General features: G+C 57.0%; 19 protein-coding genes, 1 pseudogene and 1 other annotated feature (1 of these 21 running past the window's edge). Of the genes and pseudogenes, 8 read left to right on the top strand and 12 right to left on the bottom strand.

The window, feature by feature from the left end:
- The first annotated feature begins 338 nt into the window (after positions 1-338).
- Positions 339-1,721: a guanine deaminase gene (gene guaD, locus LEPTO7104_RS0124720; RefSeq protein WP_225887036.1), complete on the top strand. Its 1,383-nt coding sequence runs from the start codon at positions 339-341 to the stop codon at positions 1,719-1,721.
- A 17-nt stretch (positions 1,722-1,738) separates the two neighbouring features.
- Here the strand turns inward: guaD and LEPTO7104_RS0124715 are convergent, their stop codons facing one another.
- Positions 1,739-4,468: an MGH1-like glycoside hydrolase domain-containing protein gene (locus LEPTO7104_RS0124715; RefSeq protein WP_017301273.1), complete on the bottom strand. Its 2,730-nt coding sequence runs from the start codon at positions 4,466-4,468 to the stop codon at positions 1,739-1,741.
- Between the two features lie 235 nt (positions 4,469-4,703).
- Positions 4,704-5,258 (bottom strand): hypothetical protein, encoded by a 555-nt coding sequence (locus tag LEPTO7104_RS35190; protein ID WP_155523764.1) that lies wholly within the window; start codon positions 5,256-5,258, stop codon positions 4,704-4,706.
- Positions 5,259-5,315: 57 nt separating this feature from the next.
- On the opposite strand from LEPTO7104_RS35190, the pseudogene LEPTO7104_RS41805 reads away from it, so the two are divergent.
- Positions 5,316-5,468 (top strand): annotated as a pseudogene (locus LEPTO7104_RS41805) (IS4 family transposase); the annotation flags it as partial.
- A 51-nt stretch (positions 5,469-5,519) separates the two neighbouring features.
- Positions 5,520-6,179 (top strand): methyltransferase family protein, encoded by a 660-nt coding sequence (locus LEPTO7104_RS0124705; RefSeq protein WP_017301271.1) that lies wholly within the window; start codon positions 5,520-5,522, stop codon positions 6,177-6,179.
- Positions 6,180-6,196: 17 nt separating this feature from the next.
- Here the strand turns inward: LEPTO7104_RS0124705 and LEPTO7104_RS37340 are convergent, their stop codons facing one another.
- Both LEPTO7104_RS37340 and LEPTO7104_RS43755 read right to left on the bottom strand, forming a co-directional pair.
- On the bottom strand, positions 6,197-6,514 hold the full coding sequence (locus LEPTO7104_RS37340) for a DUF2283 domain-containing protein (RefSeq protein ID WP_017301270.1): 318 nt from the start codon (positions 6,512-6,514) through the stop codon (positions 6,197-6,199).
- Positions 6,511-6,777, bottom strand: a complete 267-nt coding sequence (locus LEPTO7104_RS43755) for a DUF4258 domain-containing protein (protein ID WP_071527412.1) — start codon at positions 6,775-6,777, stop codon at positions 6,511-6,513. The genes LEPTO7104_RS37340 and LEPTO7104_RS43755 overlap by 4 nt, the downstream gene beginning before the upstream one ends.
- Before the next feature lie 88 nt (positions 6,778-6,865).
- On the opposite strand from LEPTO7104_RS43755, the gene LEPTO7104_RS0124695 reads away from it, so the two are divergent.
- Positions 6,866-8,800, top strand: a complete 1,935-nt coding sequence (locus tag LEPTO7104_RS0124695; RefSeq protein WP_026073053.1) for an ABC-F family ATP-binding cassette domain-containing protein — start codon at positions 6,866-6,868, stop codon at positions 8,798-8,800.
- Positions 8,801-9,063: 263 nt separating this feature from the next.
- On the opposite strand, the gene LEPTO7104_RS0124690 is transcribed toward LEPTO7104_RS0124695, so the two are convergent.
- The 5 genes from LEPTO7104_RS0124690 to LEPTO7104_RS0124670 all read right to left on the bottom strand — a co-directional run bounded on the left by LEPTO7104_RS0124690 (position 9,064) and on the right by LEPTO7104_RS0124670 (position 13,768).
- Entirely contained in the window at positions 9,064-9,693 is a 630-nt protein-coding gene (locus LEPTO7104_RS0124690; protein ID WP_155523762.1) for a hypothetical protein, read from the bottom strand.
- A 398-nt stretch (positions 9,694-10,091) separates the two neighbouring features.
- Positions 10,092-10,811 carry a hypothetical protein gene (locus tag LEPTO7104_RS35180; protein WP_017301267.1) on the bottom strand — a complete coding sequence of 240 codons (720 nt, stop codon included), beginning with the start codon at positions 10,809-10,811 and terminating at the stop codon, positions 10,092-10,094.
- A gap of 94 nt (positions 10,812-10,905) precedes the next feature.
- On the bottom strand, positions 10,906-11,586 hold the full coding sequence (locus LEPTO7104_RS0124680; RefSeq protein WP_026073052.1) for a hypothetical protein: 681 nt from the start codon (positions 11,584-11,586) through the stop codon (positions 10,906-10,908).
- Positions 11,587-11,872: 286 nt separating this feature from the next.
- Positions 11,873-12,811: an exopolyphosphatase gene (locus LEPTO7104_RS0124675; protein ID WP_017301265.1), complete on the bottom strand. Its 939-nt coding sequence runs from the start codon at positions 12,809-12,811 to the stop codon at positions 11,873-11,875.
- A gap of 171 nt (positions 12,812-12,982) precedes the next feature.
- Complete coding sequence (locus LEPTO7104_RS0124670) at positions 12,983-13,768, bottom strand: dienelactone hydrolase family protein (RefSeq protein ID WP_071527411.1); 786 nt, start codon at positions 13,766-13,768, stop codon at positions 12,983-12,985.
- Positions 13,769-14,165: 397 nt separating this feature from the next.
- Here LEPTO7104_RS0124670 and clpB point away from each other — a divergent pair, with 397 nt between their 5' ends.
- Positions 14,166-16,853, top strand: coding sequence for an ATP-dependent chaperone ClpB (gene clpB, locus LEPTO7104_RS0124665; protein WP_017301263.1), 2,688 nt, complete (start codon positions 14,166-14,168; stop codon positions 16,851-16,853).
- Between the two features lie 27 nt (positions 16,854-16,880).
- Here the strand turns inward: clpB and LEPTO7104_RS0124660 are convergent, their stop codons facing one another.
- Both LEPTO7104_RS0124660 and LEPTO7104_RS0124655 read right to left on the bottom strand, forming a co-directional pair.
- Positions 16,881-17,597, bottom strand: coding sequence for a class I SAM-dependent methyltransferase (locus LEPTO7104_RS0124660; RefSeq protein WP_083887135.1), 717 nt, complete (start codon positions 17,595-17,597; stop codon positions 16,881-16,883).
- Between the two features lie 77 nt (positions 17,598-17,674).
- Entirely contained in the window at positions 17,675-18,787 is a 1,113-nt protein-coding gene (locus tag LEPTO7104_RS0124655; protein WP_017297916.1) for an IS630 family transposase, read from the bottom strand.
- Positions 18,788-18,943: 156 nt separating this feature from the next.
- Here LEPTO7104_RS0124655 and LEPTO7104_RS43750 point away from each other — a divergent pair, with 156 nt between their 5' ends.
- The 3 genes from LEPTO7104_RS43750 to LEPTO7104_RS0124645 all read left to right on the top strand — a co-directional run bounded on the left by LEPTO7104_RS43750 (position 18,944) and on the right by LEPTO7104_RS0124645 (position 23,298).
- Entirely contained in the window at positions 18,944-19,138 is a 195-nt protein-coding gene (locus tag LEPTO7104_RS43750) for a DUF4278 domain-containing protein (RefSeq protein ID WP_071527305.1), read from the top strand.
- Positions 19,139-19,303: 165 nt separating this feature from the next.
- Positions 19,304-21,394: a transporter substrate-binding protein gene (locus tag LEPTO7104_RS0124650; RefSeq protein ID WP_017301261.1), complete on the top strand. Its 2,091-nt coding sequence runs from the start codon at positions 19,304-19,306 to the stop codon at positions 21,392-21,394.
- 122 nt (positions 21,395-21,516) lie between these two features.
- Entirely contained in the window at positions 21,517-23,298 is a 1,782-nt protein-coding gene (locus LEPTO7104_RS0124645) for an ABC transporter ATP-binding protein (protein ID WP_017301260.1), read from the top strand.
- A 31-nt stretch (positions 23,299-23,329) separates the two neighbouring features.
- Here the strand turns inward: LEPTO7104_RS0124645 and glyQ are convergent, their stop codons facing one another.
- Positions 23,330-24,217 carry a glycine--tRNA ligase subunit alpha gene (glyQ, locus tag LEPTO7104_RS0124640; protein WP_017301259.1) on the bottom strand — a complete coding sequence of 296 codons (888 nt, stop codon included), beginning with the start codon at positions 24,215-24,217 and terminating at the stop codon, positions 23,330-23,332.
- A gap of 788 nt (positions 24,218-25,005) precedes the next feature.
- Positions 25,006-25,145 (top strand) — a sequence feature (most likely nonfunctional fraction of RNA operon) (it continues 264 nt past the right edge of the window).

The following is a 25,145-nucleotide window of genomic DNA, read 5'->3' as shown; positions in this document are numbered from 1 at the left end:
TGGGCTAGCTCCGATTTGACCGGGCAAGTACCCCTTGCCCAGTCGGATCGGAGCTTCTGATATTACTGCTGAGATTAAATGGGGGCGCGGGCGCGGGCTGAATCAGGTTGGACCAGCAACCAGCGGCTTAGGGCATGACGGTCTAGGCATCGCCACAGCTGGAGCGCTATTCGGCCTATCGCGGCTATTCAGGCCCTGTGCCCCCAAAATCAGCTAGATACTCAGAAAAATCCCTGGATTTTGCCCCTCGATTTGGTGAGGCCTGGACGAAAAGATGATTTGGATTGAGGTAGGGTAAGGCGTCGGCACAGTACCCGCAAAAGGGGTTTGAGACATCTATGGGCCTATCAATGGCGTTACCCGAGCTAACTGGCGGCAGTGTTGCTATCAAGGGAGCACTGCTAGATTTTGTGGGCGATCCTTTCTATGGGCCTGAGGCCGAGGCCGTGCGGTACGTTGCCGACGGGCTGCTGCTGGTGCGCGAGGGGAAAATTGAAGCGGCGGGCACCTACGGCGATTTAAGCCCTAGCCTGGGCGATCGCCCCCTGGTTGACTACAGCGGCAGCCTGATTACCCCCGGCTTTATCGACACCCACATTCACTATCCCCAGACGGGCATGATGGCCGCCTACGGCGAGCAGCTGCTGGAGTGGCTCAACCGCTACACCTTTCCGACCGAGCGCAAGTTTGCCGATGCCGACTACGCGCGATCGGTAGCCGAGCTGTTCCTCGATGAGCTGCTCAAAAATGGCACCACGACGGCCCTGGTGTTTGCGGCGGTGTTTCCGGCCTCGGTCGATGCGTTTTTTGAGGCCGCCGAGGGCCGCAACCTGCGCATGATCAGCGGCAAGGTGATGATGGATCGCAACGCCCCCGACTATCTGAGCGATACTGCCCAGTCATCCTACGACGAATCCAAGGCGCTGATCGAGAAGTGGCACGGGCGCGGACGGCTGCTCTACGCGGTGACGCCCAGGTTTGCCGCCACCTCTACCGAAGCGCAGCTAAAACAGGCGGCGCGGCTGCTAGATGAGTTTCCCGATCTCTACCTGCACACCCACCTGTCAGAAAACGTCAATGAGGTGGCCTGGGTGCGGGAACTGTTTCCCCAGTATGGGGGCTACCTGGACGTGTACGACCAGACGGGGCTGGTGCGGGAGCGATCGCTGTTTGCCCACGGCGTGCAGCTCACCGACGGCGAATTTCAGCGGCTCTCGGAGGCCAAGGCGGCGGTCTCCTTCTGCCCCACCTCCAATTTGTTCCTCGGCAGTGGTCTGTTTCGCATTGAGCAGGCCAAAAACCCCGAGCACCCGGTCAAGGTGGGCCTGGGCACCGATGTGGGGGCGGGCACCAGCTTTTCGCTGCTGCAAACCACCAACGAAGCCTACAAGGTGGCCCAGCTGCGGGGCCAAAAACTCTCGGCCTTTAAGGCCCTGTTTCTCGCTACCCTGGGCGGGGCCAGGGCGCTGTGCCTGGAGGATAGGCTGGGCAGCTTTGACCCCGGCAAGGAAGCCGACTTTGTGGTGCTCGACCCCCAGGCGACCCCCCTGCTGGCGCTGCGCAACGAAAGCGGAATTCCCGAAACCCTGGCGGGCCTGGCGGATCTGCTGTTTTCGCTGGTGATCATGGGGGGCGATCGCGCCGTTGCCGCCACCTATATCATGGGAGAGCTGGCTTACTCGGCTAGAGCTGCCAGCTATAGTGGCAGCCCTAGGGAATAGCCATCACGGCATAGCCATCAATCGACGCTGTATTTGACCAATTCCCCCGGCGAAATGGTGTCGAGCACAGTTTCGGGGGTAAAGTAGCCCAGCGCCTGGATGATGCGGGCAATACAGCCCGTCCAGCCGGTCTGGTGGCTAGCCCCAATGCCCGAGCCGTCGTCGCCGTGGAAATATTCGTAGAACAGAATTAGGTCCTGCCAGTGGGGGTCACTCTGGAACTTTTCGGCCCCGCCGTAGACCGGGCGGCGACCGTTTTCGTCTTTGGTGAAAATGCTCACCAGGCGATCGCCGATGCACTGCGAAATTTCAAACAGCGTTTTGTGGTCGCCCGATCCGGTCGGGTACTCCATCGTAAAGCTGTCGCCGTAGTAGCTGTAGAGCTGCAACAGCGCCCGCACCAGCAGCAAATTGACCGGCATCCAGATCGGGCCGCGCCAGTTGGAGTTGCCGCCAAACATGCCGGAGGTGGAGTCGCCGGGCACGTAGCCCACCTTGTACTCCTGGCCGCCGTGGTAAAACTTGTAGGGCTGCTCCAGGTGAATGCGCGACAGCGAGCGAATGCCGAAGTCGCTGAGGAACTCGCCCTCGTCGAGCATGCGGCTCAGCACCTTGCGCAGCTTGTCTTCGTTGAGAATGGAGAGCATCAGGCGATCGCGCACGCCAAACTTAATCGGCAGGTGGACATTGCCCACCAGCTCCGGGTGGCGGCTGATAAACTTGTTGGCCCGCTCTTTGAGGCGCGGCAGCTGATCAAAGGCCTCGCGGGGGAACACGGCCACGGCCATCAGCGACAGCAGCCCCACCAGCGATCGCACCTTCAGCCGGGTCGAGTTGCCGTCGGGCAGCCGCAGCACATCGTAAAAGAACCCGTCCTCTTCGTCCCACAGCTCGTCCTGGTTGTTGCCGATGCGGTCCATCGCCCCGGCAATCCACATGGTGTGCTCAAAGAACTTGATCGCCAGGTCTTCGTAAAGCGAGTCGTGCAGGGCCAGCTCAATGGAAATTTGAAACATCCGCTGGCTAAAGAACACCATCCAGGCGGTGCCGTCGGCCTGCTCCAGGCGGCCCCCGGTGGGCAGCGGCGAGCTGCGGTCAAACACGCCGATGTTGTCGAGGCCCAAAAAGCCGCCCTCAAACAGGTTGTTGCCGCCCTCATCCTTGCGGTTGACCCACCAGGTAAAGTTGATCAGCAGCTTCGAGAAGGCGTACTTGAGAAAGTCCAGATCGCCCACACCGTCGTTGCGCTCGCGATCGCGCACGTAGATCTCCCAGGTGGCAAAGGCGTGCACGGGCGGGTTGACATCGCCAAAGTTCCACTCGTAGGCCGGAATCTGGCCGTTGGGGTGCAGGTAGTCTTCGCGCAGCATCAGCATTAGCTGATCTTTGGCAAAGTCAGGGTCAATCAGGCTGATCGGAATGACGTGAAAAGCCAGGTCCCAGGCCGCGTACCAGGGGTACTCCCACTTGTCGGGCATCGACACAATGTCGTCGTTCATCATGTGGAACCACTCGCTGTTGCGCACGTGGCTCTTGTCAGACACAGGGGTCCAGGGGGTGACGCCGCGCTCCCGCAGCCACAGGTCGAGGTCGTAGTAGAAGTACTGCTTGGTCCACATCATGCCGGCCAGGGCCTGGCGCATGACATTGGCGCGATCGCGATCGGCCTGCACCTTGGGGGGAATGACCGTGGCATAAAACTCATCCGCCTCCTGCACCCGCGCCGCAAACTGTTCGTCGAAATAGGCGCCAAAGGGGTTGCCCACCACCTCAGGGCCGCTCTTGGTCAGGCGCAGCTTCACCACCGCCGTTTCGCCCGCCCCCACCGTGAGTTGGTAGTGGGGCGAAACTTTAGTGCCCACCCTGTCGGGGTTCACCAGGTCAGTCTTGCCGTCCACCACGCAGTTGTTAATGCCGTCCTTAACGTAGGGGCTGGGGTTGGGTTCGCCAAAAATTCGCTCCTTGTTGCTTTCGTTTTCAGTAAATAGCAGCGGCACCCCGGCGTCGCAGTAGAAGTAGTAGTCGGTCATAAACTCGGTCAGCACCGGGTTGGTAATGCTGGCCTGCACCGCCCCATTGCCCAAAGCCCTAATCTGAGGTTTTTCGCCCGTTTCGCGCCACGACCAGGTGTTGCGAAACCACAGGGTGGGCAGCAGGTGCAGCGGCGCTGCCTCTGGTCCCCGATTGGCCACGCTAATTTGAATCAGCACGTCTTCGGCGTCGGCCTTGGCGTACTCCACAAACACGTCGAAGTAGCGATCGTCGTCGAAGATGCCTGTATCCAGCAGCTCGTACTCCAGCTCGTAGCGATCGCGACCGGCGTTGGTGTTGACCAAATCTTCGTAGGGAAACGCCGCCTGGGGGTACTTGTAAAGGTACTTCATGTAGGAGTGGGTCGGCGTGCTGTCGAGGTAGAAGTAGTACTCCTTCACGTCTTCGCCGTGGTTGCCCTGGCTGTTGGTGAGGCCAAACAAGCGCTCCTTGAGAATCGGGTCGTTGCCGTTCCACAGGGCCAGGGCAAAGCAGAGCAGGTTGTGGTCGTCGGTAATGCCGCCGAGGCCGTCTTCGCCCCAGCGGTAGGCCCGCGATCGCGCCTGGTCGTGCGGGAAATAATCCCAGGCGTTGCCGTCGGAGCTGTAGTCTTCGCGCACAGTGCCCCACTGGCGCTCACTCAGGTAAGGCCCCCACTTTTGCCAGGGGGAACGCTGGGCACGAATTTCTGCAAGGCGATTGGCTTCTGCGCTCACGGTGCTGTCCTGCCTGATGAAAGTAGATTAATTTTTGCCTGATCCCCACCTGAGCCTGAAAAATCTCAAAAAGACTTAAGCCACGGGGGAGCAAGCTAGCCGCTATCTTCCCGAAACTTCCTATGAAATTCCTATGATTTAGGCCTTCGATCAAATACGAAAAAGAATTGAAAATAAAAAGTCCCCCCACCCCACCTCCACCCCTTCCCCGCACCCCCGTGCCGCCAAACAGGGCCTACACAATGCCGCAGGACTCTGTATATAGACCCGCTGAGGCGACTTCGCCCCCGGCTTCGACGATGCACAGGTGCAGGCGATTGCCCAGGGCCTGGTGCAGCCCCTCGAAGTAGCCCCGGTCAAACTCAAAATAGGTGCCGGTGGCCCCCACCCGTGGCATGGTTTCGGTATAGATATCGACAAGCAGCGGCAGGTGGGTGGCGCAGGGCACCAGTTTGGCCTCCCAGCCCTGGCGGCGGCAGCGGTTGATTTTGTTGCGGTGGCCCGACTTTGTCTGGTTCCACAGCTGCGCCTCGGGCTGGGTAAGATCGATCGCCACCGTTTCGCTGTGGTTGACCACCGTGCAGCCGGGCACGCTGGTGTAAAAGTCGGCATTCAGCCACGGGTGCAGCCGAAAAAAGGCTGAGCAGACGCCCTGTTCCTTGAGGCCCCAGCAGAGCTGGGCGATCGCCCGGTTCACAAACGCCCCATCCCGGCGCGCCGCCTCGTTCAGCATCAGGATATTGAACTGGAGCTTTGGCAGCGTCCAGTTCAATATCCTGATGCTGGGCATTGTCCAGGAAGGGGTGGCCTTTCCCCTGCTGTGAACGATGTTAGATAAGCGTGGTAACACCAGCAGCACCCCATTCTGCTCAAAGCCCATGAGCGCCCGGCCAAAAGTCTGTTCCGCTATGGCTGTGACTTTCTGCGACGCACCTTCTGCGATCTCGCTTTCCGAACCACTGAGTTTGATCAGGCGCTACAACTTTTGTTCCTGTACTGAGGTTTGCACCAGCTTCATCGCTACCATGGTGAAACCTCCCGGAACGGCGCCATGAAAGCAAAGCACATTATCAACCTCCACAAAGGCACTACGGCTCTTTTCGTTGTGGCGCTGATGGTGGCTTACCAAAACTTTGGCCTGGGGCCGTGGGTCTACCTGGCTCTCCACGGCACCTATGGCATCCTGTGGCTGCTGAAAGATCGCCTGTATCCCGACAAGCAGTGGGAGCAAACCATTTCCCCAATAACCGCAATCTTTGGCTTTGGGGTTATCAGTCTGTACTGGGTAGCGCCCTTTTTGCTGATTATCCGGGGGGTAGAGCCGCCGCTGCCGCTGGTCGCCGGGGCGATCGCCCTCAACATTTTGGGCGTGTTTCTGCACTACGCCAGCGATGCCCAAAAGTACTTCACTCTCAAGTATCAGCCTGGGCTCATTACCGAAGGGCTGTTTGCCCGCTGCCGAAATCCTAACTACCTGGGCGAAATCCTGACCTACCTATCCTTTGCCCTGCTGGCGATGCACTGGCTGCCCTTCGCTATTTTGGGGTTGTTTGCCGCCGTGCTGTTTGTGCCCAACATGCGCAAAAAAGACCAGTCGCTATCGCGCTATCCAGAGTTTGCAGATTATAAGGCGCGATCGGGGATGCTGCTGCCTCGGTTATTTGGGGCTTCTGCGGCTACTGCCCAGAGTTCGGCTTCTGGAAACCCTTAACTAGAGAGATACCCCGCTCAGGCGCTTTGCAGCAAAGCCTGCTGGTTTTGCAGAATTTGTCTGGCAAAGGCAAGTTTTGCTTGCAGGTCGGCATCGGCGATCGCCTCTAAAAAGTGCATAAATTCCACCTGCTGCTCCAGGCTCCGAAACGGAAAAGCTTTGATGGCCAGCTCTGGTAAGTTAGCGCGTACCCTCAACAGCTCGACCCCAACTACCCGATCGTCGGCATCGTAGTCATAAATCACGTCAGGTTCAATAGAATCGGACTCTAAGATTTCACCTTCGGCCAACCGCAGGTAAAGAGCATCAACATCGGCATCGTATTCAATGTTCATAGCCTGCCTCGCATTCGCCTATCGAAGTGAATCGTCACTATATGCCAGGGATCGGTAGTTTTATTGTAGACAACCTTCAAGACTCGTTCGCCTGCCTCGGGTATCGCCCGGTAAGCGCATTGGCAGGTGGCATCTTTTGGGTGGGGTTCAGTCAGAGTTGGATCGGTGACTGTAATAGCGACCCAAGCCCATTTAATTTTGCGCTCAGCTAGTCTTAGCTCAGCATGGTGGCTCAAGCTGTAAGGGATTTTATCGTTAGCCATTGTGCTAGGCGCGCAGGCCGCGACACGGATTTGCCCCCGCCAGCATACCCTAGGGTCTATGATCGAGGGGTTCAAGACCCAGCCCCCCATGACTTTATTTACTCTAAAATCGGCCACCAAAGACTTTGGCATCAAGGAAATTCTCCGCGATGCCAGCTTTAGCCTGGATGAGGGCGATAAAGTGGGCCTGATTGGCACCAACGGCTCTGGCAAATCGACCCTGCTGAAGATGATTGCCGGGCTAGAGCCCTTCGACGGCGGCGATTTTTGGGTCAACCCTGGGGCCAAGATTGTCTACCTGCCCCAACAGCCCGACTTTGAGGCCGATCGCACCGTCCTAGAGCAGGTGTTTGCCGACGCGGGCGAGCAGATGGCGCTGATTCGCGAGTACGAGGATATTTCCCACCATATGGCCCAGGGCACGGGGGATGCCGATGCCCTGATGGCGAAGCTTTCCGCGGTCTCCGAAAAAATCGCCGCCGCCGATGCTTGGGATCTGGAAACCAGCGCCAAGGCCATTCTCAGCAAGCTGGGCATTGATAACTTTGACGCCAAAGTGGGCGATCTCTCGGGCGGGTATCGAAAACGGGTGGCGATCGCCGCTGCCCTGCTCTCTGACCCCGATGCCTTGCTGATGGACGAGCCTACCAACCACCTCGATGCCGAATCGGTGGAGTGGCTGCAGAGCTACCTGGGCGGCTTTCGCGGCGCGCTGCTGCTGATCACCCACGATCGCTACTTTCTCGACCAGGTCACCAACCGCATTCTGGAAATTGACCGGGGCGACCTCTACGGCTATGCGGGCAACTATTCCTACTACCTGGAGAAAAAAGCCCTCGCTGAAGCCGCCGACCAGAGCAGCCAAAAGAAGCACGCTGGCGTGCTGCGCCGCGAGCTGGAGTGGCTCAAGCGCGGCCCTAAGGCCCGTAGCACCAAGCAAAAAGCCCGCATCGATCGCATTGGCGACATGCAAAACCGCGAGTTCAAAGAATCCCTCGGCAAGGTGGATATCTCCACCGTCGGCCGCCGCATCGGCAAAAAGGTGATTGAGCTGGAGCATGTCTCGAAAAGCTACGAGGGCAAAACCCTCTTCAAAGAATTTACCTACGCCTTTGCCCCCGACGATCGCATCGGCATCATCGGCCCCAATGGCGTCGGCAAATCGACCCTGATGAACGTGATTACCGGGCGGCTAGAGCCCGACACTGGCAGCGTCGATATCGGCAGCACCATCCACGTCGGCTACTTCGACCAGCATTCCGAAGACCTGTTCGCCAACCCCAGCCAGCGGGTGATCGAATACCTGAAAGAAACCGCCGAACTGGTCACCACCAGCGACGGCAGCGTAATTACCGCCTCCCAGATGCTGGAGCGGTTTTTGTTTACCTCTAATCAGCAGTATTCTCCGCTGGAAAAACTCTCCGGCGGCGAGCGGCGGCGATTGTTTTTGCTGCGAGTGCTGCTGGCGGCCCCGAACCTGCTGATTCTCGACGAGCCCACCAACGACCTCGACGTGCAAACCCTGGGCGTGCTCGAAGAATACCTGGAAGAGTTTAACGGCTGCGTGATTGTGGTTTCCCACGATCGCTACTTTCTCGATCGCACCGTCAACACGATCTTTGCCTTCGAAGGTGAAGGCATCCTGCGAAATTATCCGGGCAACTACTCGGTGTATTTAGACTACAAAAAAGCGGCCTCAGATGCGGAAAAAGTGATTGAAAAACAGGCGATCGCCAGCAAATTGCCAGCCGTTGTCCCTGCCCAATCGATGGGGAAAGCAACCGAAGCAGTTGAGGCCAAACCCAGAAAACTTTCCTACAAAGAAAAGCGGGAATATGAGCAGCTTGAAGCCCAAATTCCCGCCATGGAAGCTGAAAAAGAAGCGCTGGAGAAACAGCTCTACAGCAACCCACCCAGCGACTACGCCGAAGTAGCCAAACTCTCCGAGCGGTTGGCAGAGCTCACCCTTACAATTGACGCTTCAACCGAGCGCTGGATGGAGCTAGCAGAGCGAGCGGAGTAGGTGTTGATTCAGCAACCTGCCCGCTCCGCTGATTTGATACAGCCGTAGCCCTCACCATCAGGGCGCTTTGTTTCCAACGCTCCTGAACAGATTCCCGCACAGGCGGGAACGGGCTTTACCCTTAGTTCTAATCTCAGTGGCTATAGCCATAGCCACTGAGATTAGGTTAGAAGTCACTTAGGCTAAAACATTCAGAGACGTTTGAGATAAGTGGATTAGAACTAAGAGATTCCGCCCACCGTTAGATCCAGGAAAAGCTGAATCTAGCGGTTGGTGCTGCTGCCCTGGCTAGGCACAGCGCGGTTGTTGGGGCCTTGGGAGTTGGGGGACAAAATGCCGTCGGTCGGCGCTGTGTTTTGAGGTCCCCCCATGGGCTGGTTGTTGTACATGGACCCATTGTTGGTGCTGCCCTGGCTGGGCACAGCGCGGTTGTTGGGACCCTGGGAGTTAGGGGAAACGATGCCATTGGTTGGCGCCGTATTTTGAGTCCCCCCCATGGGCTGGTTGTTGTACATGGACCCGCTGGTGCCGCTACCCTGGCTGGGCACAGCGCGGTTGTTGGGGCCCTGGGAGTTAGGGGACAAAATGCCGTCGGTCGGCGCCGTGTTTTGAGTTCCCCCCATGGGCTGGTTGTTGTACATAGACCCATTGTTGGTGCTGCCCTGGCTAGGCACAGCGCGGTTGTTGGGGCCCTGGGAGTCAGGGGACAAAATGCCGTCGGTCGGCGCCGCGCTTCGAGCATCCGTCATACCGTTGGACGAGTCATAGCCGTTGGTGTCATAGCCATAGAAAGACATGCTCTCTACGGGTATAGCTCGGTTATTAGGTCCTATGGCATCGGGCGACAAAATGCCTCGGGTCAGGCTGTTGCTGCGGTATTCAAATCGGCTCACTACGCCTTGTTCTGATCTAGCACCAGCCGTGTTGATATTGGTTTGAGCTTGGGCCGCTGTTCCTACGGCCATGGCCATAGTGGCAGACAAAGAACATAAAATAAAGCGTTTCATTGCGTCTCCTTGTATTGTCGTTTCACTCAACTGAGTGATAGCTGAATGACAGCAGCAAAAATTTATCTTGAATGGATTCGGACTGAATAATGTCAGTAGTAAAGCGAAGTGCTGGTTGAAAACATTTAGATACAATCTTTTTGCTGCATTTCCTTAAAGTAACGACAATTTAAGCGCCCATAATCGGCTGATAGTTGTAGATTATGAACGGCAAATACGCCTCTAGAGAAGGAGAAAAAGGCTCTGCCCTTTGTTTGAGCGCGGTATTAGTTCGCTAGAGATTGCTAGCGCCCCTGTGCATCGGGGGGCTCAAGGCAGGGCGGCATGTGGGTGCACATCGCCTGCTGTACAGCAAGGCCAATGTTGAATGCTTCCTGCAAAAACTGGCGATACTCGCTGGCCTGGTGGTTGACCTGGAGCGCTTGCAGCGTTGCCAGGTTGGTCTCAATGGTGCTGAATAAGGCCTGCTGTCGCTGCATCAGCGCCCGATGACGACGCATGATCTTCTCAGTCATGAGGGCCGAAACCAGGCTGCTGCGAGTGGCCTGGAGGGCCGCCAATATCTCTCCATATTGCAGGCCCAAGCCGCTGCCCTGCGCCGCGTCCAGTTCGGCCATTACCTGCAATGCCTGGATGATCTCGTTGTGGCGATCGCACTCATCCAGCAGCCGCGCCAGGGTAATAAAGGCGTTAGACCGCCAACCCTGGTAGAGGTGCCAGGCGACGGTCCCCAGCGCGATCGCCGTCGCAACGCCCAGCAGCAGCGCTCCAAACTGGCTAAACCCTGGCAGATTGCGCACCAGCACCAGGCTAATGCCCAGGCAGACGATAAACACGGTGCCCAGCACCAGGCATTCAGTGATTAGCAATGAGCACAATTGCCGTCGCGATCGCCACACCGAAGGGCGGACAATGCCGCCCATAAACACCGAGCCAATGTCGAGCCCTGTCAGCCGGTCGAGTTCGTCGTAGGTGATGCGTAGCCCCTGCAAATCAGATTCCATAGCGTTGCAGAATTAGGTACGGCCCAATCTAGGCATGGCTCAAACAGCCCGGGCTTCCGGAGGGATAAACGGTGGTTTGCCTACCCTCCGAAAATCAACTGCCAAACAGCAGCGAGAAAAAGCTGCGAATTACCTGGGAATAAAAATTGCCCTCCACCTGGCGGAATAGCTCAAAGGGCTGCCCCGGCGAACCAAAGAACGGGCGCAGCGTCCAGCCCAGCTGGCTACCCACCAGGCCGTAGAGGGTAAGCCAAAACAGCAGCAGCCGATTGCGAATTTGGGGCGTCTCCTCTGTAAAATTCATCACCGAGCGAATGCCCGCGTAAAACAGCCGCACCCCGATGAAACCCGTGAGGCCAAAAATAGCCACATTCAGCAGTAAAAAGAAGTGGTAGCTGCGAATGGACACCAAAAAGAACAGCGTTACCGGGGCGAAGCTAAACAGCAGCACGCTGATCACCGCCACGGTGGTGAGGCTGAGCACCGCATACTGGCGAAAGTCGGCCTTAGAGCCAAACAAAATGTCGAAAAAGTACAGCGTTGGTAGGCAGATCAGCAGGGTCAGCAAATACAGGGCGGGCAGCTTCACCATCGATACCAGCAGCTGCTGCCAGCCGCTCGATGCGCCAATAATGGCCCCATAGATGGCAAAAAACAGCGAGCTGACCACCAGCAGCGACAGAATTTTAGACTCGATCTTTTTGCCCTGGCGAACTTCGTCTAGAAAGGTGGCGCGATCGCGCAGCAGCAGGATCAGGGTTGAAAAATGGTCCACAGTCTGGCCCCCAGAGACGGCAATCAAAACGTACTTAGAGCGTACCCATCTCCCCAGGCGGAATCGGTCGGATCAAGTCGGCGATCGGGCGGTCATACCGTCTATTCCGCTCAGGGCTACTTATTGGAGTAGGGGAGCGACGGGGCAGGGGAGCAATATCTGAAGCCATAATTCAGGGCATCGGTCCCTAAAGCAAAGCACACCTGCCGATGCTGCGAAATTCCCTTTGTCTGAGGCAACTTACAGATCAGAAAGTGTGCTTACCAAGGCGTCAGCCAAATGCAGCCTAGCCGTCGGCGTTAATGCGGCTCACCAGTTCGGCCAAAACCTGCTCGGCGCGATCGTTTTCGATCTGGCAGGTGCCAGCGGCATCGTGGCCGCCGCCGCCGTACTTCAGCATCAGCTCGCCGATGTTGGTCTTAGAGGTGCGGTTGAAAATCGACTTGCCCGTCGCCAGCACGGTGTTCTGCTGCTTGAGTCCCCACATGACGTGGATCGAGATGTTGCACTGGGGGAACAGGGCGTAAATCATGAACCGATTGCCCGCGTGAATCACAGCCTCCTGCCGCAGATCGAGCACAACTAAATTGTCGTGAACCGTGGCGCAGCGCAGAATCTGGGCTTTGAACTCAGGCTCTTGGGCGAAGTAGAGATCGACCCGCTCTTTTACGTCGGGCAGGGCCAAAATCTCGGCGATCGAGTGGTTTTTGCAGTACTCGATCAGCTGCATCATCAGGGTGTAGTTGGAGATGCGAAAATCTTTGAACCGCCCCAGCCCGGTTCTGGCATCCATCAAGAAATTCAGCAGCGTCCACCCCTCGGGCTGTAGAACTTCTTCCCTGGCATACTGGGCTGAATCTGCCTTGTCTACCGCCACCATCATTTCTTCGGAAATGTGGGGAAACCGAGCGGCCCCGCCGTAGTAGTTGTACACCACCCGCGCCGCCGAAGGAGCCTGGGGATCGATGATGTGGTTGTCTCGCTGCCCCTGGTTGCGCAGCATTTCGCTGGAGTGGTGGTCAAAGGCCAGGTGTACCCCCTCGACGTAGGGCAGGTTCGTGGTAATGTCGCTGGCGTTCACCTCTACTCTGCCGTCCTGCATGTCTTTGGGGTGGACAAACATGATGTCGTCTATCAGGTTCATCTCCTGCATCAGCACGGCACACACGAGGCCGTCAAAATCGCTGCGGGTGACTAGGCGGTGCCGAGTTGTGGTAGCTATCATAGGGGCTCCTTGCGATCCGGAATACTGAAGAAACTGAACAGTAGTCAATCGCGCCTATCTTTCCCAAACTCAGTAAATCGCTAACCCGTGGAGGCGTTGGTGGCTACCTCCAGCTCAGCACCAACGCCCCTACGCAAGCCGGTTTCTCCGGCGTCTCTTGCCGCAGATTACCTAGCTCAGCGTCTTGTCTAGGTAGGCCATTAGCGATCGCCAGGAGCGGCGATCGGCCATGCCGTTATAGCGTTCTGCATCGCTCCACACCGTAAAGGCGTGATCGGTGCCGCCGTAGATTTCCATATTAAAGTCAACCCCGGCGGCGTCGAGTTCGGTGGCCAGCTGGGCCACAGCGGTCATGGGCACCGAGCCATCGTCGGAGCCGTGGAGCACTAGAATACTGCCCTTAGCCTGGCTGTAGTCTTGCCCATCGGGGGTGGCCAGACTGCCGTGGAAGGTAACAAAGCCGTTCAGATCCATGCCGGCCCTGGCCATTTCGAGCACTGCGCCGCCGCCAAAGCAGTAGCCAATGGCGACCACGCGGCTGCTGTCAATGTCGTCCATGGCCTGGGCTTGGGCTAGGCCTGCCTCCAGGCGCGATCGCATAGTAGCGCGATCGGCGGACAGCGCACTGCTTTGGGCCTGCGCCTCGTCGCGGTTGCTGGGCCGCACGCCCTGGCCATAAAGATCTATCGCAAAGGCTGCATAGCCCTGCTCGGCCAGCATCTCGGCCCGGCGTTTTTCGTAGTCATCCAGGCCATTCCAGTCGTGGACGATGACCACCAGAGGATGGGTTTTGCCAAAATTTTGGTTGACGGCAAAATAGCCCTCGAAGGTCTGCCCATCAGCGTTGTACAGCACCGGCTCGGCGACAATACCAGCCTTAGCCGCTGGCGCCAGGCCCACCCCAATCACCAGGGCGGCGGCGGCGGCTAGCACTACCCATAACAGCTTTTTTACCACGGTGAACTCCTTATTTATGTAGACGTCACTGTCTTCACCTGCCAATATCGTAAAGAAATTTGAAGCTCAGTGCAGATTCAGTGCAGATGTAGAGGTCAGCGTTTAGCAGAGCCATGTCAGCCGCCCTTGGGGGGCTATCGTTAGTGGCCCAGGCCGCTAGGGCGGCAGAGACAGGGGTAGGCGTTGCTGCCAATTCCTCGGCTTCTACCCCGCCGCAACCCGCCGCGCGTCGAATCCGTCACGGCTTCTAAACAGTCTGTAACCGTTACCTGCCCTATGCTTTAAACCAACGGTTATCCGCCATAGCCAGCCATCCTCAGCCCCAGCGCCCACCTGGTATACTGAACGTCCAACCGTTACAAAAAGCAAAGTTTAAGCTCGCCCGCCCACGGAGATTATGCAGCCAACCGATCCCGACAAGTTTACCGCCAAAGCCTGGGACGCCATTGTTGAAGCCCAGGACGTGGCCCGTCGCTGCAAACATCAGTATATGGAGGTTGAGCATGTCATCATCGCCATGCTCGACCAGGAAGAGGACGGGCTGGCTCACAAAATTCTGGCCAAGGCCAATCTCGACTGCGATCTGCTGCTCGATGAGCTGGAGACCTTTGCCAAGCGCCAGGCCCGCGTGCGGCCCGGCCTCGACAGCAATCTCTACCTGGGCCAGAGCCTCGATCGCATGCTCGACCAAGCCGAGGCGGCGCGCAACACGCTCAAAGACAAATTTATCTCCGTCGAGCACCTGCTGCTGGGCTTTCAAGAAGACGAGCGGATTGGCCGACGGCTGCTGCGGGGCTTTAATGTCGAAGGCCCGGAGCTAATGGCCGCCGTACAGGCGGTGCGCGGCAGTCAGAAGGTGGTGGATCAAAACCCCGAGCAGCAGTACGAAGCCCTCGAAAAATTTGGCATTGACCTGACCCAGCTAGCCCGCGACGGCCAGCTCGATCCGGTCATTGGTCGCGACGACGAAATTCGCCGGGTGATTCAGGTGCTCTCGCGCCGCACGAAGAACAACCCGGTGGTGATTGGCGAGCCGGGGGTGGGCAAGACGGCGATCGCCGAAGCCCTGGCCCAGCGCATTATCAACGGCGAAGTGCCCGAGTCGCTCAAGGGTCGCACGCTGATTTCGCTGGACATTGGCGGGCTGATTGCCGGAGCCAAGTTTCGCGGCGAGTTTGAAGAGCGGCTGCGATCGGTGCTGCGCGAGGTCACCGACTCCGCCGGGCAGATCGTGCTCTTTATTGACGAGCTGCACACCGTCGTGGGGGCCGGGGCGGGCCAGGGCACCATGGATGCCAGCAACCTGCTCAAACCCATGCTGGCGCGGGGCGAGCTGCGCTGCATTGGCGCCACCACCCTCGACGAGTACCGCAAGCACATCGAAAAAGACGCCGCCCTGGAGCGCCGCTTTCAGCAGGTGTACGTGGGCCAGCCCAGCGCCGACGATACCATTTCAATTTTGCGGGGCCTGAAAAAGCGCTACGAGTCCTACCACGGCGTCGAGATTGCCGACAGCGCCCTGGTGGCGGCGGCGGTGCTGTCAGATCGCTACATTGCCGATCGCTTTTTGCCCGACAAGGCCATCGACCTGGTGGATGAAGCCGCCGCCAAGCTCAAAATGGAGATTACCTCCAAGCCCGAAGAGCTGGAGGGCATCGATCGCCGCCTCATGCAGCTGGAGATGGAAAAGCTCTCTCTGGAGGCCGAAAACGGGTCGGCCACTCCCGCCTCGCGGGCAAGGCTGGGCCGCATTGAGCAAGAAATTGCCGACCTTCAAACCAAGCAGCAGGCCCTCAGCGGTCAGTGGCAGGGCGAAAAGCAGGCCCTCGACGCCATCAACGCCCTCAAGGAAGAAGAAGACCAGATTCGCCTTCAGATCGAGCAGGCCGAGCGCGCCTACGACCTGAACAAAGCAGCCCAGCTTAAGTACGGCAGGCTGGAGGCGATTCAGCGCGATCGCGAAGCCCTAGAGGCCCAGCTGATCGAAGTGCAGGCCCAGGGCATCACCCTCCTGCGCGAACAGGTAACCGAGGCCGACATTGCCGAAATCGTCGCCAAGTGGACGGGCATTCCGGTCAACCGGCTGATGGAGTCGGAGCGGCAAAAGCTGCTCCAGCTGGAGGGCCACCTGCACGAGCGGGTAATCGGTCAAGATGAGGCCGTGGAGGCCGTTGCCGCCGCCATTCGCCGCGCTAGGGCGGGCATGAACGACCAGGGCCGTCCCCTGGGGTCGTTCCTGTTTATGGGGCCGACGGGGGTGGGCAAAACCGAGCTGGCCCGCGCCCTGGCCGAGTTTCTCTTTGACACCGAAGATGCCCTGATTCGCATCGACATGTCGGAGTACATGGAGAAAAATGCCGTGTCGCGGCTGGTGGGGGCACCTCCCGGCTACGTCGGCTACGAAGACGGCGGCCAGCTTTCCGAAGCGGTGCGCCGTCACCCCTATTCCGTGGTGCTGCTCGACGAAGTGGAAAAGGCCCACCCCGATGTGTTCAACATTCTTTTGCAGGTGCTCGACGACGGCCGCATCACCGACTCCCAGGGCCACCGGGTCGATTTTCGCAACACCGTGGTGATTATGACCAGCAACCTGGGCAGCGACCTAATTCTAGAGCTGGCAGGGGACGACGATCGCTACGACGAAATGCGCACCCAGGTGCTCAAGGTGCTGCAAAAGCAGTTTCGACCTGAGTTTCTCAACCGAGTCGATGACCTTATCCTCTTCCACTCGCTGCGCAAGACCGAGCTGCGCAAGATCGTCGCCCTGCAAATTCACCGGGTAGAGCGCCGACTGGCTGACCAGGCAATTTCCCTGGCTATTACCGATCAGGCCATCGACTTCATCGCCCAGAGCGGCTACGACCCGGTGTACGGGGCGCGTCCCCTCAAGCGGGCCATCCAGCGACTGCTCGAAAACCCCATTGCCACTCAGATTTTAGAGACCACCTTTGCCCAGGGCGCCATCATAGGGGTAGATGTGCAAAACGGCAAGCTGGCCTTTAGCCACCGAGAGCCGGTCGCTCCGGCGTCTCCGGTGGCCGAGGTCGAAGATGCGTCGCAGGCCGAGTCGGTGGTGGTGGGTTAGTCCCCGCGCCGTCCGCGCCGATGCTGCCTAGCCGATGGGGTCTGGCTCCTGGGGGGCCAAATCGCGTTCCTTGTGCAGCAAAATCACGTCCTGCCCCAGAATGGTGAGCTTGGCCTGCCATCGTTTTGCCAGCCATTCAAAGGTCTGGCGCGAAAAAAAGCAGATGTGGGTGCGATCGCTCTTGTAGTGCCAGCGGGCAAAGGCCGCGTCGTCGCGGGAGAGCTTGGTCATAATGCCCAGCCAACCGCCAGGCCGAAGGCAGCGCCAGAGCCGATCTAGCTCTAGGCGAGGCTGGCGCAGATGTTCGATCACTTCGGTGGCGGTAATGAACGCGTACTGGCGATCGAAAACGTCGACATTGTTGGCGTAGAACAGATCAAAGAGGGCAACGCTGTGGCCCGCCTCTTCGAGCATGACCGAGAGGGTTGGCCCAGGGCCAGAGCCAAAGTCCAGTCCCTGGCTTTGGGGGGCAAGGCAGCCTATGAGGGGGGTAGCTAGGCGACCCAGAAAGCGGCGGTAGCCCGGATCGCAGGAATCGTTTTGATGGCGGTCGTACTCGGCTTTTTCGGCTTGGGGCGTGAGAAAGCTGCCGGGCAGCACGAAGATGAGGTTGCAGCGATCGCAGCGGTAGTAGGCGCGCAGGTTCAGGCTCACCACGGGGGGGCGATCGCCCTTGGAACCCTGGTCACGGTGTATTTCCCGCGCCTGGTTGCCGTAGCACAAAGGACATTGGGACTCAATCATTGTTCATTTTAGTTGAGATAAAGAGAAAAATTTCTGTAACAAATTTGTCAATTTAATGCTTATAAGCTGTTGCGCATCTAAATTGCATCAATAGCACTTCCCTTGTTTTTCACCTTCCGATGCCAATTTATGGCCAGTTCTCCTTCATTGAGAAGCTTATTGATAAGAGCCTCGAGATCTTCAATAGACTTAAATAAACGATTTGAGATGAACTCTTTTGCTGAATGCCAAACCAATTCGACCAGATTGTAGTCCGGGCTATACTCAGGTAAAAACTCCAAAACTAAATTTGGCATCTCTAACTTTATCTTCTCTGTAAATTCCTCCTTTTTGTGAATACTCGCATTGTCTAAAATAATCACAACCTTAGGCCCGTCTTTCTCAAATTCGCTCACGCTCCTATCCTCGCCAGCCCAGTCATAAATAACCTCCTCGTAAAAGTTCTTGAGAACCTTATAAAAATTTTCACCGGTTCCTTTGGGGAGAAAGTCCACCAACCGCTTCTTGTCCGAATAGCGGATTCCTCCCATCACATTGATACGTCCTTTCCGTCGAATTCCAGAAACCTTCTTGCGCGTCCCTTTCTTGACCCAATCCTTTCGACGTGTCACTCTCAAACTAAAGCCACATTCATCCCAAAACCAGACCTGGAGCTTCTCTGGGGATTCTTTAGTAATTCTTAAATACTCCTCCAGTTTTGCCTTGAAGAGTTTTCGCTTCTCTGGATCTTGCTTCTCCTCTAAGCTATATTTGGCCCAGAGGTAAACGTACTTTTTTGACTTGAGAATCCTCCTCACTTGACTCCCACTTAGCTGAATCCCGGTTTCTTGTTCTAAATATGTGGCGAGCCGAGCCGCCGTCCATCGACCAAATTCGTACCCCAATTCTTGAGGCTCTTTCTCAATGACATCCAATAATAAGTTGACATATTGATCGGTGGCCTTATGATAATTCCCATGCATTCGTTCATCGGTTAAACTGGCTAAGTCACTTGGATTTCCGTGGGCACACCAATAGGCTACTTTCCTTAAGGAGCAACCTAGAAAGTCTGCAATCTCTTGCTGTTTTCTGCCATCATTTCGCAATAGCAGAATTAGAATACGCTCACGAACGTCGGGATGCTCATGAAATTTAAGCTGCTTCTGCAATTCCTGTTTCTCTTCGGCCGTTAGGTAATTCTTGATTGGCATGTATAACTCACCAAAATACACTCCCTAATATGTAGTTTAGATGCTTAACAGCTTATCAGGACTTCTTAATGTTCTGCGGCCATAATTCAGGCAACCCTGTAGTGCATTGGTTACATCTGTTTGAAATCCAGCTATTAATTAACCGAAGGTATTCCTATGCGACTGCGTTTTCTTGGTGCCGAATACACCGGCCGATGGCCAAGCGTTGAAACCCGCGAAGGGGAAGTTATCGGTAAGTATCGGGGCGTGGCCTGGAGCGCCAGGTATCATAGCCCCACAGTGGCTGCTACGGCTGCCCCTACGCCTGTTACACTGCATTTTATGGGTCGCTCGTATCAGTCTCAGGTGTAGTTTGCCGCTAGCTCCTATTTGGGTTAAGTGAACCGGCACCAGCCGGTTTTTTATGGCCAGGTTTTGTCATCTGGGGTGCAGGGTTAGGGTCTGTTACTGGGTAATCTAGAGCGATCGCCAAATGATCGCCGAATGCTCAAAAGCCAGTGCTGATCGCTTAAATTCATGCCGCGCCCCTCCCCTTCTGAACCGATTCGCGTTGGCCTGCTGCACTCGCTGACCGGCACTATGGCCCTCAGCGAAGCGCCCCTGGTGGATGCGGCCCTGATGGCGATCGCCGAAATTAACCAGGCTGGGGGGGTGCTGGGTCGTCCTCTGGAGCCGATTGTCCGGGATGGGGCCTCAAATCCGCAGCAGTTTGCGGCCATGGCTCAAACACTCCTCGCCGTAGATCAGGTGGCCACGGTATTTGGCTGCTGGACATCCCTGAGCCGTAAGGTGATTGTGCCTATCTTCGAGGCCCATCGGGTGCTGCTGTGGTATCCCGTGCAGTACGAAGGGCTAGAGCAGTCACCCTGGGTATTCTACAGCGGCTCTTGCCCTAACCAGCAGGTAGAACCCGCCCTCGAATGGCTCCTGGCCCAAGGCAAGCAGCGCATTTACCTGCTAGGGGCAGACTATGTGTTTCCTCGGGTGACCAATAAAATTCTCAAGGGGCAGCTGCGCCACCGTCACGGCGATCTGGCGGGAGAGGCCTACGTACCTCTGGGAACCACCGAGTTTAAGGCTGTGATCCAAGATTTGCTGCGCCTGCAACCCGATGCGGTATTTAGCACCGTCAACGGCGATAGCAACCTGGCCCTCTACCGGCAGTTTCAGGAGGCGGGGCTAACCCCTAGCCAAATGCCGATTATGGCCATGAGCATGGCCGAGGCCGAACTCCAGCGCATTGGTTCCGCCGCCGCTGGGCACTACGCCTGCCGCAGCTACTTTCAAAGCTTAGACACGCCCGCCAACCAGCGGTTCGTCGCCAACTTTAAGCAGCGCTACGGCGCTAATCGAGTGACAAGTTCCCCCATTCAAACGGCCTACACCCAGGTTTACCTGTGGCGGCAGGCGGTCGAGCGGGCCCAGACGGTGTCCAGTGAGGCGGTGCGAGCGGCGGCCTACGGGCAGTGCTGGGACTCCCCCAGCGGCGAGGTGTGCTGCGAACCCAACCACCACCTGCAAAAAGATTGCTACATTGGCCAGGCCCAGGCTGATGGCCAGTTTTGCATTGTATCCTCCAGTCCAGGGCCTATTCACCCGCTGCCCTGGTTGGGGGTTGAGACCGAATCCTTTCCTACCGCCGCTGTGGTAATTGAAATGCTGGCGGAGGTTTCTCGCGGCGTGCAGTACAGCTGGGAGCTAGAGCAGCAGTCACACCGCCTGGAGCAAGCCATGGCCCAGCTTCGCCAGGAAGTGGGCCAGCGCCAGCAGGCCGAAGCTGCTCTCACCGCTGCCAATGCGGAAATTACCAATCTAAACCAGGCTCTCCAGGCCGACAACACCCGCATGAAGGCCGAGCTGAGCGTGGCCCGCCAGCTCCAGCAGATGATGTTGCCCAAGCCAGAGGAGCTGGCTGCGATCGCCCACCTCGACATTGCCGGCTTTATGGAAGCCGCCGAGGAAGTGGGGGGCGACTACTACGATGTTCTGCCCGGCAGCGGGCCGCAGAACGACCACAGTCGGGTCACCATTGGCATTGGCGATGTCACCGGCCACGGCCTCGAAAGCGGCGTGCTGATGATCATGACCCAGACGGCGGTGCGCATGCTCCAGGCTTTGGAGATAACGGATCCGCTGGTTGCGTTTAAGGCCCTCAACCAGGTGATGTACCAAAATCGCCTGCGCATGGGTTCCTTTCGCAACCTGTCGCTAGCCCTGATCAACTACCGCGACGGCAGACTCTCCATCAGCGGCCAGCACGAAGAAGTGATTGTCGTCCGCGCTAGCGGTGCTGTCGAGTGCATCGACACCTTCAACCTGGGATACCCGGTGGGGCTGACAGACAATATTTCCGATTTTATTGCCCAGCATCACATTGACCTGGGAGTCGGCGATGCTGTAGTGCTTTACACCGACGGCATTACCGAAGCCGAAAATTGCGATCGCAAGTTCTATGGTTTGGAGCGCCTCATCCGGGTGGCACAGCAGCATTCAGCCCAGTCGGCTCAAACAATCAGCACGGCTATTATCGCCGATCTGCACGCTCACATTGGCAACCACAACATCTACGACGACATCACCCTAGTCGTCCTAAAGCGCAAAGTTTGAGTCCGTAGTTAGCAGAGTCGACAGCCCCCCGCTACACCAGGAGAATGGCCTTAACCGTGACTTCTATGGTTGATGCTTCGCTGGGGGCTGAGATATGAAGGAACTGGTAGTCACCTAACCCAATGATCGACCAGTCCCCATCTCCCACCCCATCCCCTACCGCATCGCTACTGACCAAGTATCGCAGCGATGCTCCTTTTTTGACCCTGCTCAACCTGTATCGGCACGATTGGCCAAAACTGGTGGAATCCTTTGGATTTTTTCTGATTAAGCACAGCCCTGAATGGGTGAGGCCTCTTATCATCGCTAACGTGGTTGATATTGTGGCTCAGCCCAGCCAGCATAGCCTGCATGAACTTTGGCTAAACGGAGCCCTGCTGGCGGTGATGATTGCGCAAAATCTGCCTACCCACTATCTGCACATTCGGGCCACTCGCCAAATGGAGGCCAACCTGCGGTCAGCTATGACCCAGCGGCTTCAGGAACTATCGATGGGATTTCACTGGCAGCGCAGCACTGGCGTACTTCAGGCCAAACTGCTGCAGGACGTAGAAAAAATTGAGCAGCTGACCAGCTACCTATTCCAGTTTGTCCCATCGGCAGTGTTGACTATTATCATCGCGATTTCTATTACTGCCCGCCGCGCCCCCTGGTTTCTGCTATTTTTCCTGGCTACCGTCCCGGCAGCGGTGCTGCTGATTTGGGGGCTACGAAAGCCAATGCGCGATCGCAATCATACCTTTCGCAGGCAGGTTGAGGGCATGTCAGCCAACCTCAGCGATGCCCTCAAGCTGATTCCCATCACCCGCGCCCACGGGGTTGAGGCCGAAGCCATGCGCCGCACCAACCAGCAGTTGGAGGCGGTCAAGCAGGCAGGCCTGTGCTTGGACACCATCAACGCCATCACCAATGCCTCCACCTGGGTTGTGCTGCGGTCGTTTAATGCACTTTGCCTGATCACCGCCGCCTGGCTGGCTTACCAGGGCCGTCAGGGGCTGACCGCCGGAGATGTGGTGTTGCTATCGGGTTACTTCGACACCCTCACCACCTCCACCGTCATGATTTTGACGGTAATGCCGCAAATCTCCACTGGCTTTGAGGCCATTCGATCGGTGGGGGAAGTCCTGGAATGCCCGGATCTAGAACAAAATCAGGGCAAGCTCGCGATCGCCCACGTTCAAGGAAATTTCCGCTTTGATCAGGTTGGCTTTGCCTATCCCCACCAGGTCCACGCCGCCCTGCACAACATTTCCCTCATCGTACCTCCAGGACAAACCATCGCCCTGGTCGGTCCATCCGGGGCCGGCAAATCAACCTTTATCAACCTGGTCATTGGCTTTCTCCGCCCGACCCAGGGCACCCTCTACCTCGATGGTCAAGACATGAACGGTCTCGACCTGCGCACCTACCGTCGCTGGGTCTCCGTGGTTTCCCAAGACACCATCCTGTTTGAGGGCACCGTTCGTGAAAATATCCTCTACGGCACCGACAGCGCGGACGAACAAAAACTACATTGGGCCATCGAAGCCGCCAATGCCGATGAATTTATTCACCGCCTGCCCCAGGGGCTAGACACCCTGATTGGCGAAAACGGGGCCAAGCTTTCCGGCGGTCAGCGCCAGCGTCTCACCATTGCTCGCGCCCTCATCCGCGATCCCAGAGTGCTCATCCTGGACGAAGCCACGGCGTCCCTAGACACCGCTTCCGAATCCCTCATTCAGTCAGCCCTCCAGCAACTGATGGGAGGCCGTACTACCTTCGTGGTCGCTCACCGCCTGTCCACCATCCGACGGGCCGATCAAATTGTGGTGCTCAACCAAGGCCAAATTGTAGAGGTTGGCACCCATCCTGAATTACTAAAAGTGGAAGGACTGTACGCTAGCCTGCACAGACTCCAGTCCTAACTGGGGGCTAGCAGAAGTGAGCGTTCAATACCTATGCCACCCGTTTATCTTCCCTCTCCAGCAGCGGAAATCCCAACTTTTCCCGCTGCTCCAGATACAGCTGCGCCACCCGCCGGGCTAGCCCACGCACTTGGCGAATATAGCGAGTGCGCTCTGTCACTGAAATTACCCCCCGTGCATCTAGCAGATTAAAGGTATGGGAGCACTTCAACACGTAGTCGTAGCTGGGCAGCACCAAGCCTCTATCCATAAGCTGTTCAGCCTCTTGCTGATATAGGCTAAACAGCGTAAACAGCAGTTCAGGGCTTGAGGCTTCAAAGTTGTAAGTCGAATTTTCGATTTCTGCCTGCATATAGATGTCGCCGTAGGTCAGCCGATCATTCCACCGAATCTTGGCGATCGCATCCACCTCCTGCAAATACATCGTCAACCGCTCCAGCCCGTAGGTCAGCTCAATCGACACCGGCCGACAGTCAATCCCCCCGCACTGCTGAAAATAGGTGAACTGGGTAATCTCCATGCCGTCCAGCCACACCTCCCAGCCCACGCCCCAGGCTCCCACCGCTGCATCTTCCCAGTTGTCCTCCACAAAGCGAATGTCGTGGTCTTCTGGCTTGATGCCCAGCGATCGCAGCGACTCTATATAGGTTTCCTGAATATCACTTGGCGATGGCTTAATCAACACCTGGTACTGAAAATAGTGCTGGTAACGGTTCGGATTCTCCCCGTAGCGGCCATCCGCCGGTCGTCGACACGGTTCTGCATAGGCCACCGCCCACGGCTCCGGCCCCAACGCTCGCAAAAATGTGTGCGGGCTCTTCGTCCCCGCCCCTTTCTCCGTATCGTAGGGCTGCATAATCACGCAGCCCTGTTTGGCCCAAAAGTCGTTCAGCGTCGCAATTACAGACTGAAAATTCACAGATTCCCCCGTTGGTCCAGGCTCTGGCTCAATACTCTACTAGTATTCAACAGACCTGTCCCAATAGATCGTGACGGCGACGAACTCCTTACCGATAACCTTGCTCTCAAATCAAGCCCGCCCTCAAAACCGTCTGCTCGTGCAGCCATCAAGTGGTTTGCCAGGATTGTCTGTAGCCCCAATCACAGAGCTGGATTAACGCCACCTTAATGCCCTTAACCCTTACCCCGCATAGATCTCACGACGCTAGCTGTGCCGCTTTGTAGCCGCTCCCGCCCCCTAGATGCGGTGTAGACAAAAAAGCTTTTTCCGAAAAAAATTGACTAAATCCACCCACAACCTTGCCCTAGAACGCCAAAAACCCTTGCATCGCAAGGGTTTTGAACGAAAAAACTTTCTTCGATTAAAGTGTTGACACTGCCGAGAATCCGCCCTATATTGATAAAGCGCCTGAGGGAAGCGGCTCGAACGAACTGCTTACTGAGGGACGAAGCGAACCTCGACAACTACATAATCTAGAAACAAAGCCAAGGTTCCTGTCAAGGATTAAATTGGTTTAACGATAGCACGAGTGTTTTCGTTAAGTCAAGGAAGAAGACAGAAACGGATACTGAGGTATCCGGGACATGCTTTTCGGGTTGCTCTTTCACGGAGTGACTAATTGATTATTAGCTTTTCGGAGTTAATAACTAACATGGAGAGTTTGATCCTGGCTCAGGATGAACGCTGGCGGCGTGCTTAACACATGCAAGTCGAACGGACCCTTCGGGGTTAGTGGCGGACGGGTGAGTAACGCGTGAGGATCTGCCCTTAGGAGGGGAACAACAGTTGGAAACGACTGCTAATGCCCCATATGCCGAGAGGTGAAATGTAATTCGCCTGAGGATGAACTCGCGTCTGATTAGCTAGTTGGTGAGGTAAGGGCTCA

The organism is Nodosilinea nodulosa PCC 7104, assembly GCF_000309385.1.
Lineage (GTDB): Bacteria > Cyanobacteriota > Cyanobacteriia > Phormidesmidales > Phormidesmidaceae > Nodosilinea > Nodosilinea nodulosa.
This window is presented reverse-complemented; position numbering and strand designations above follow the sequence as displayed.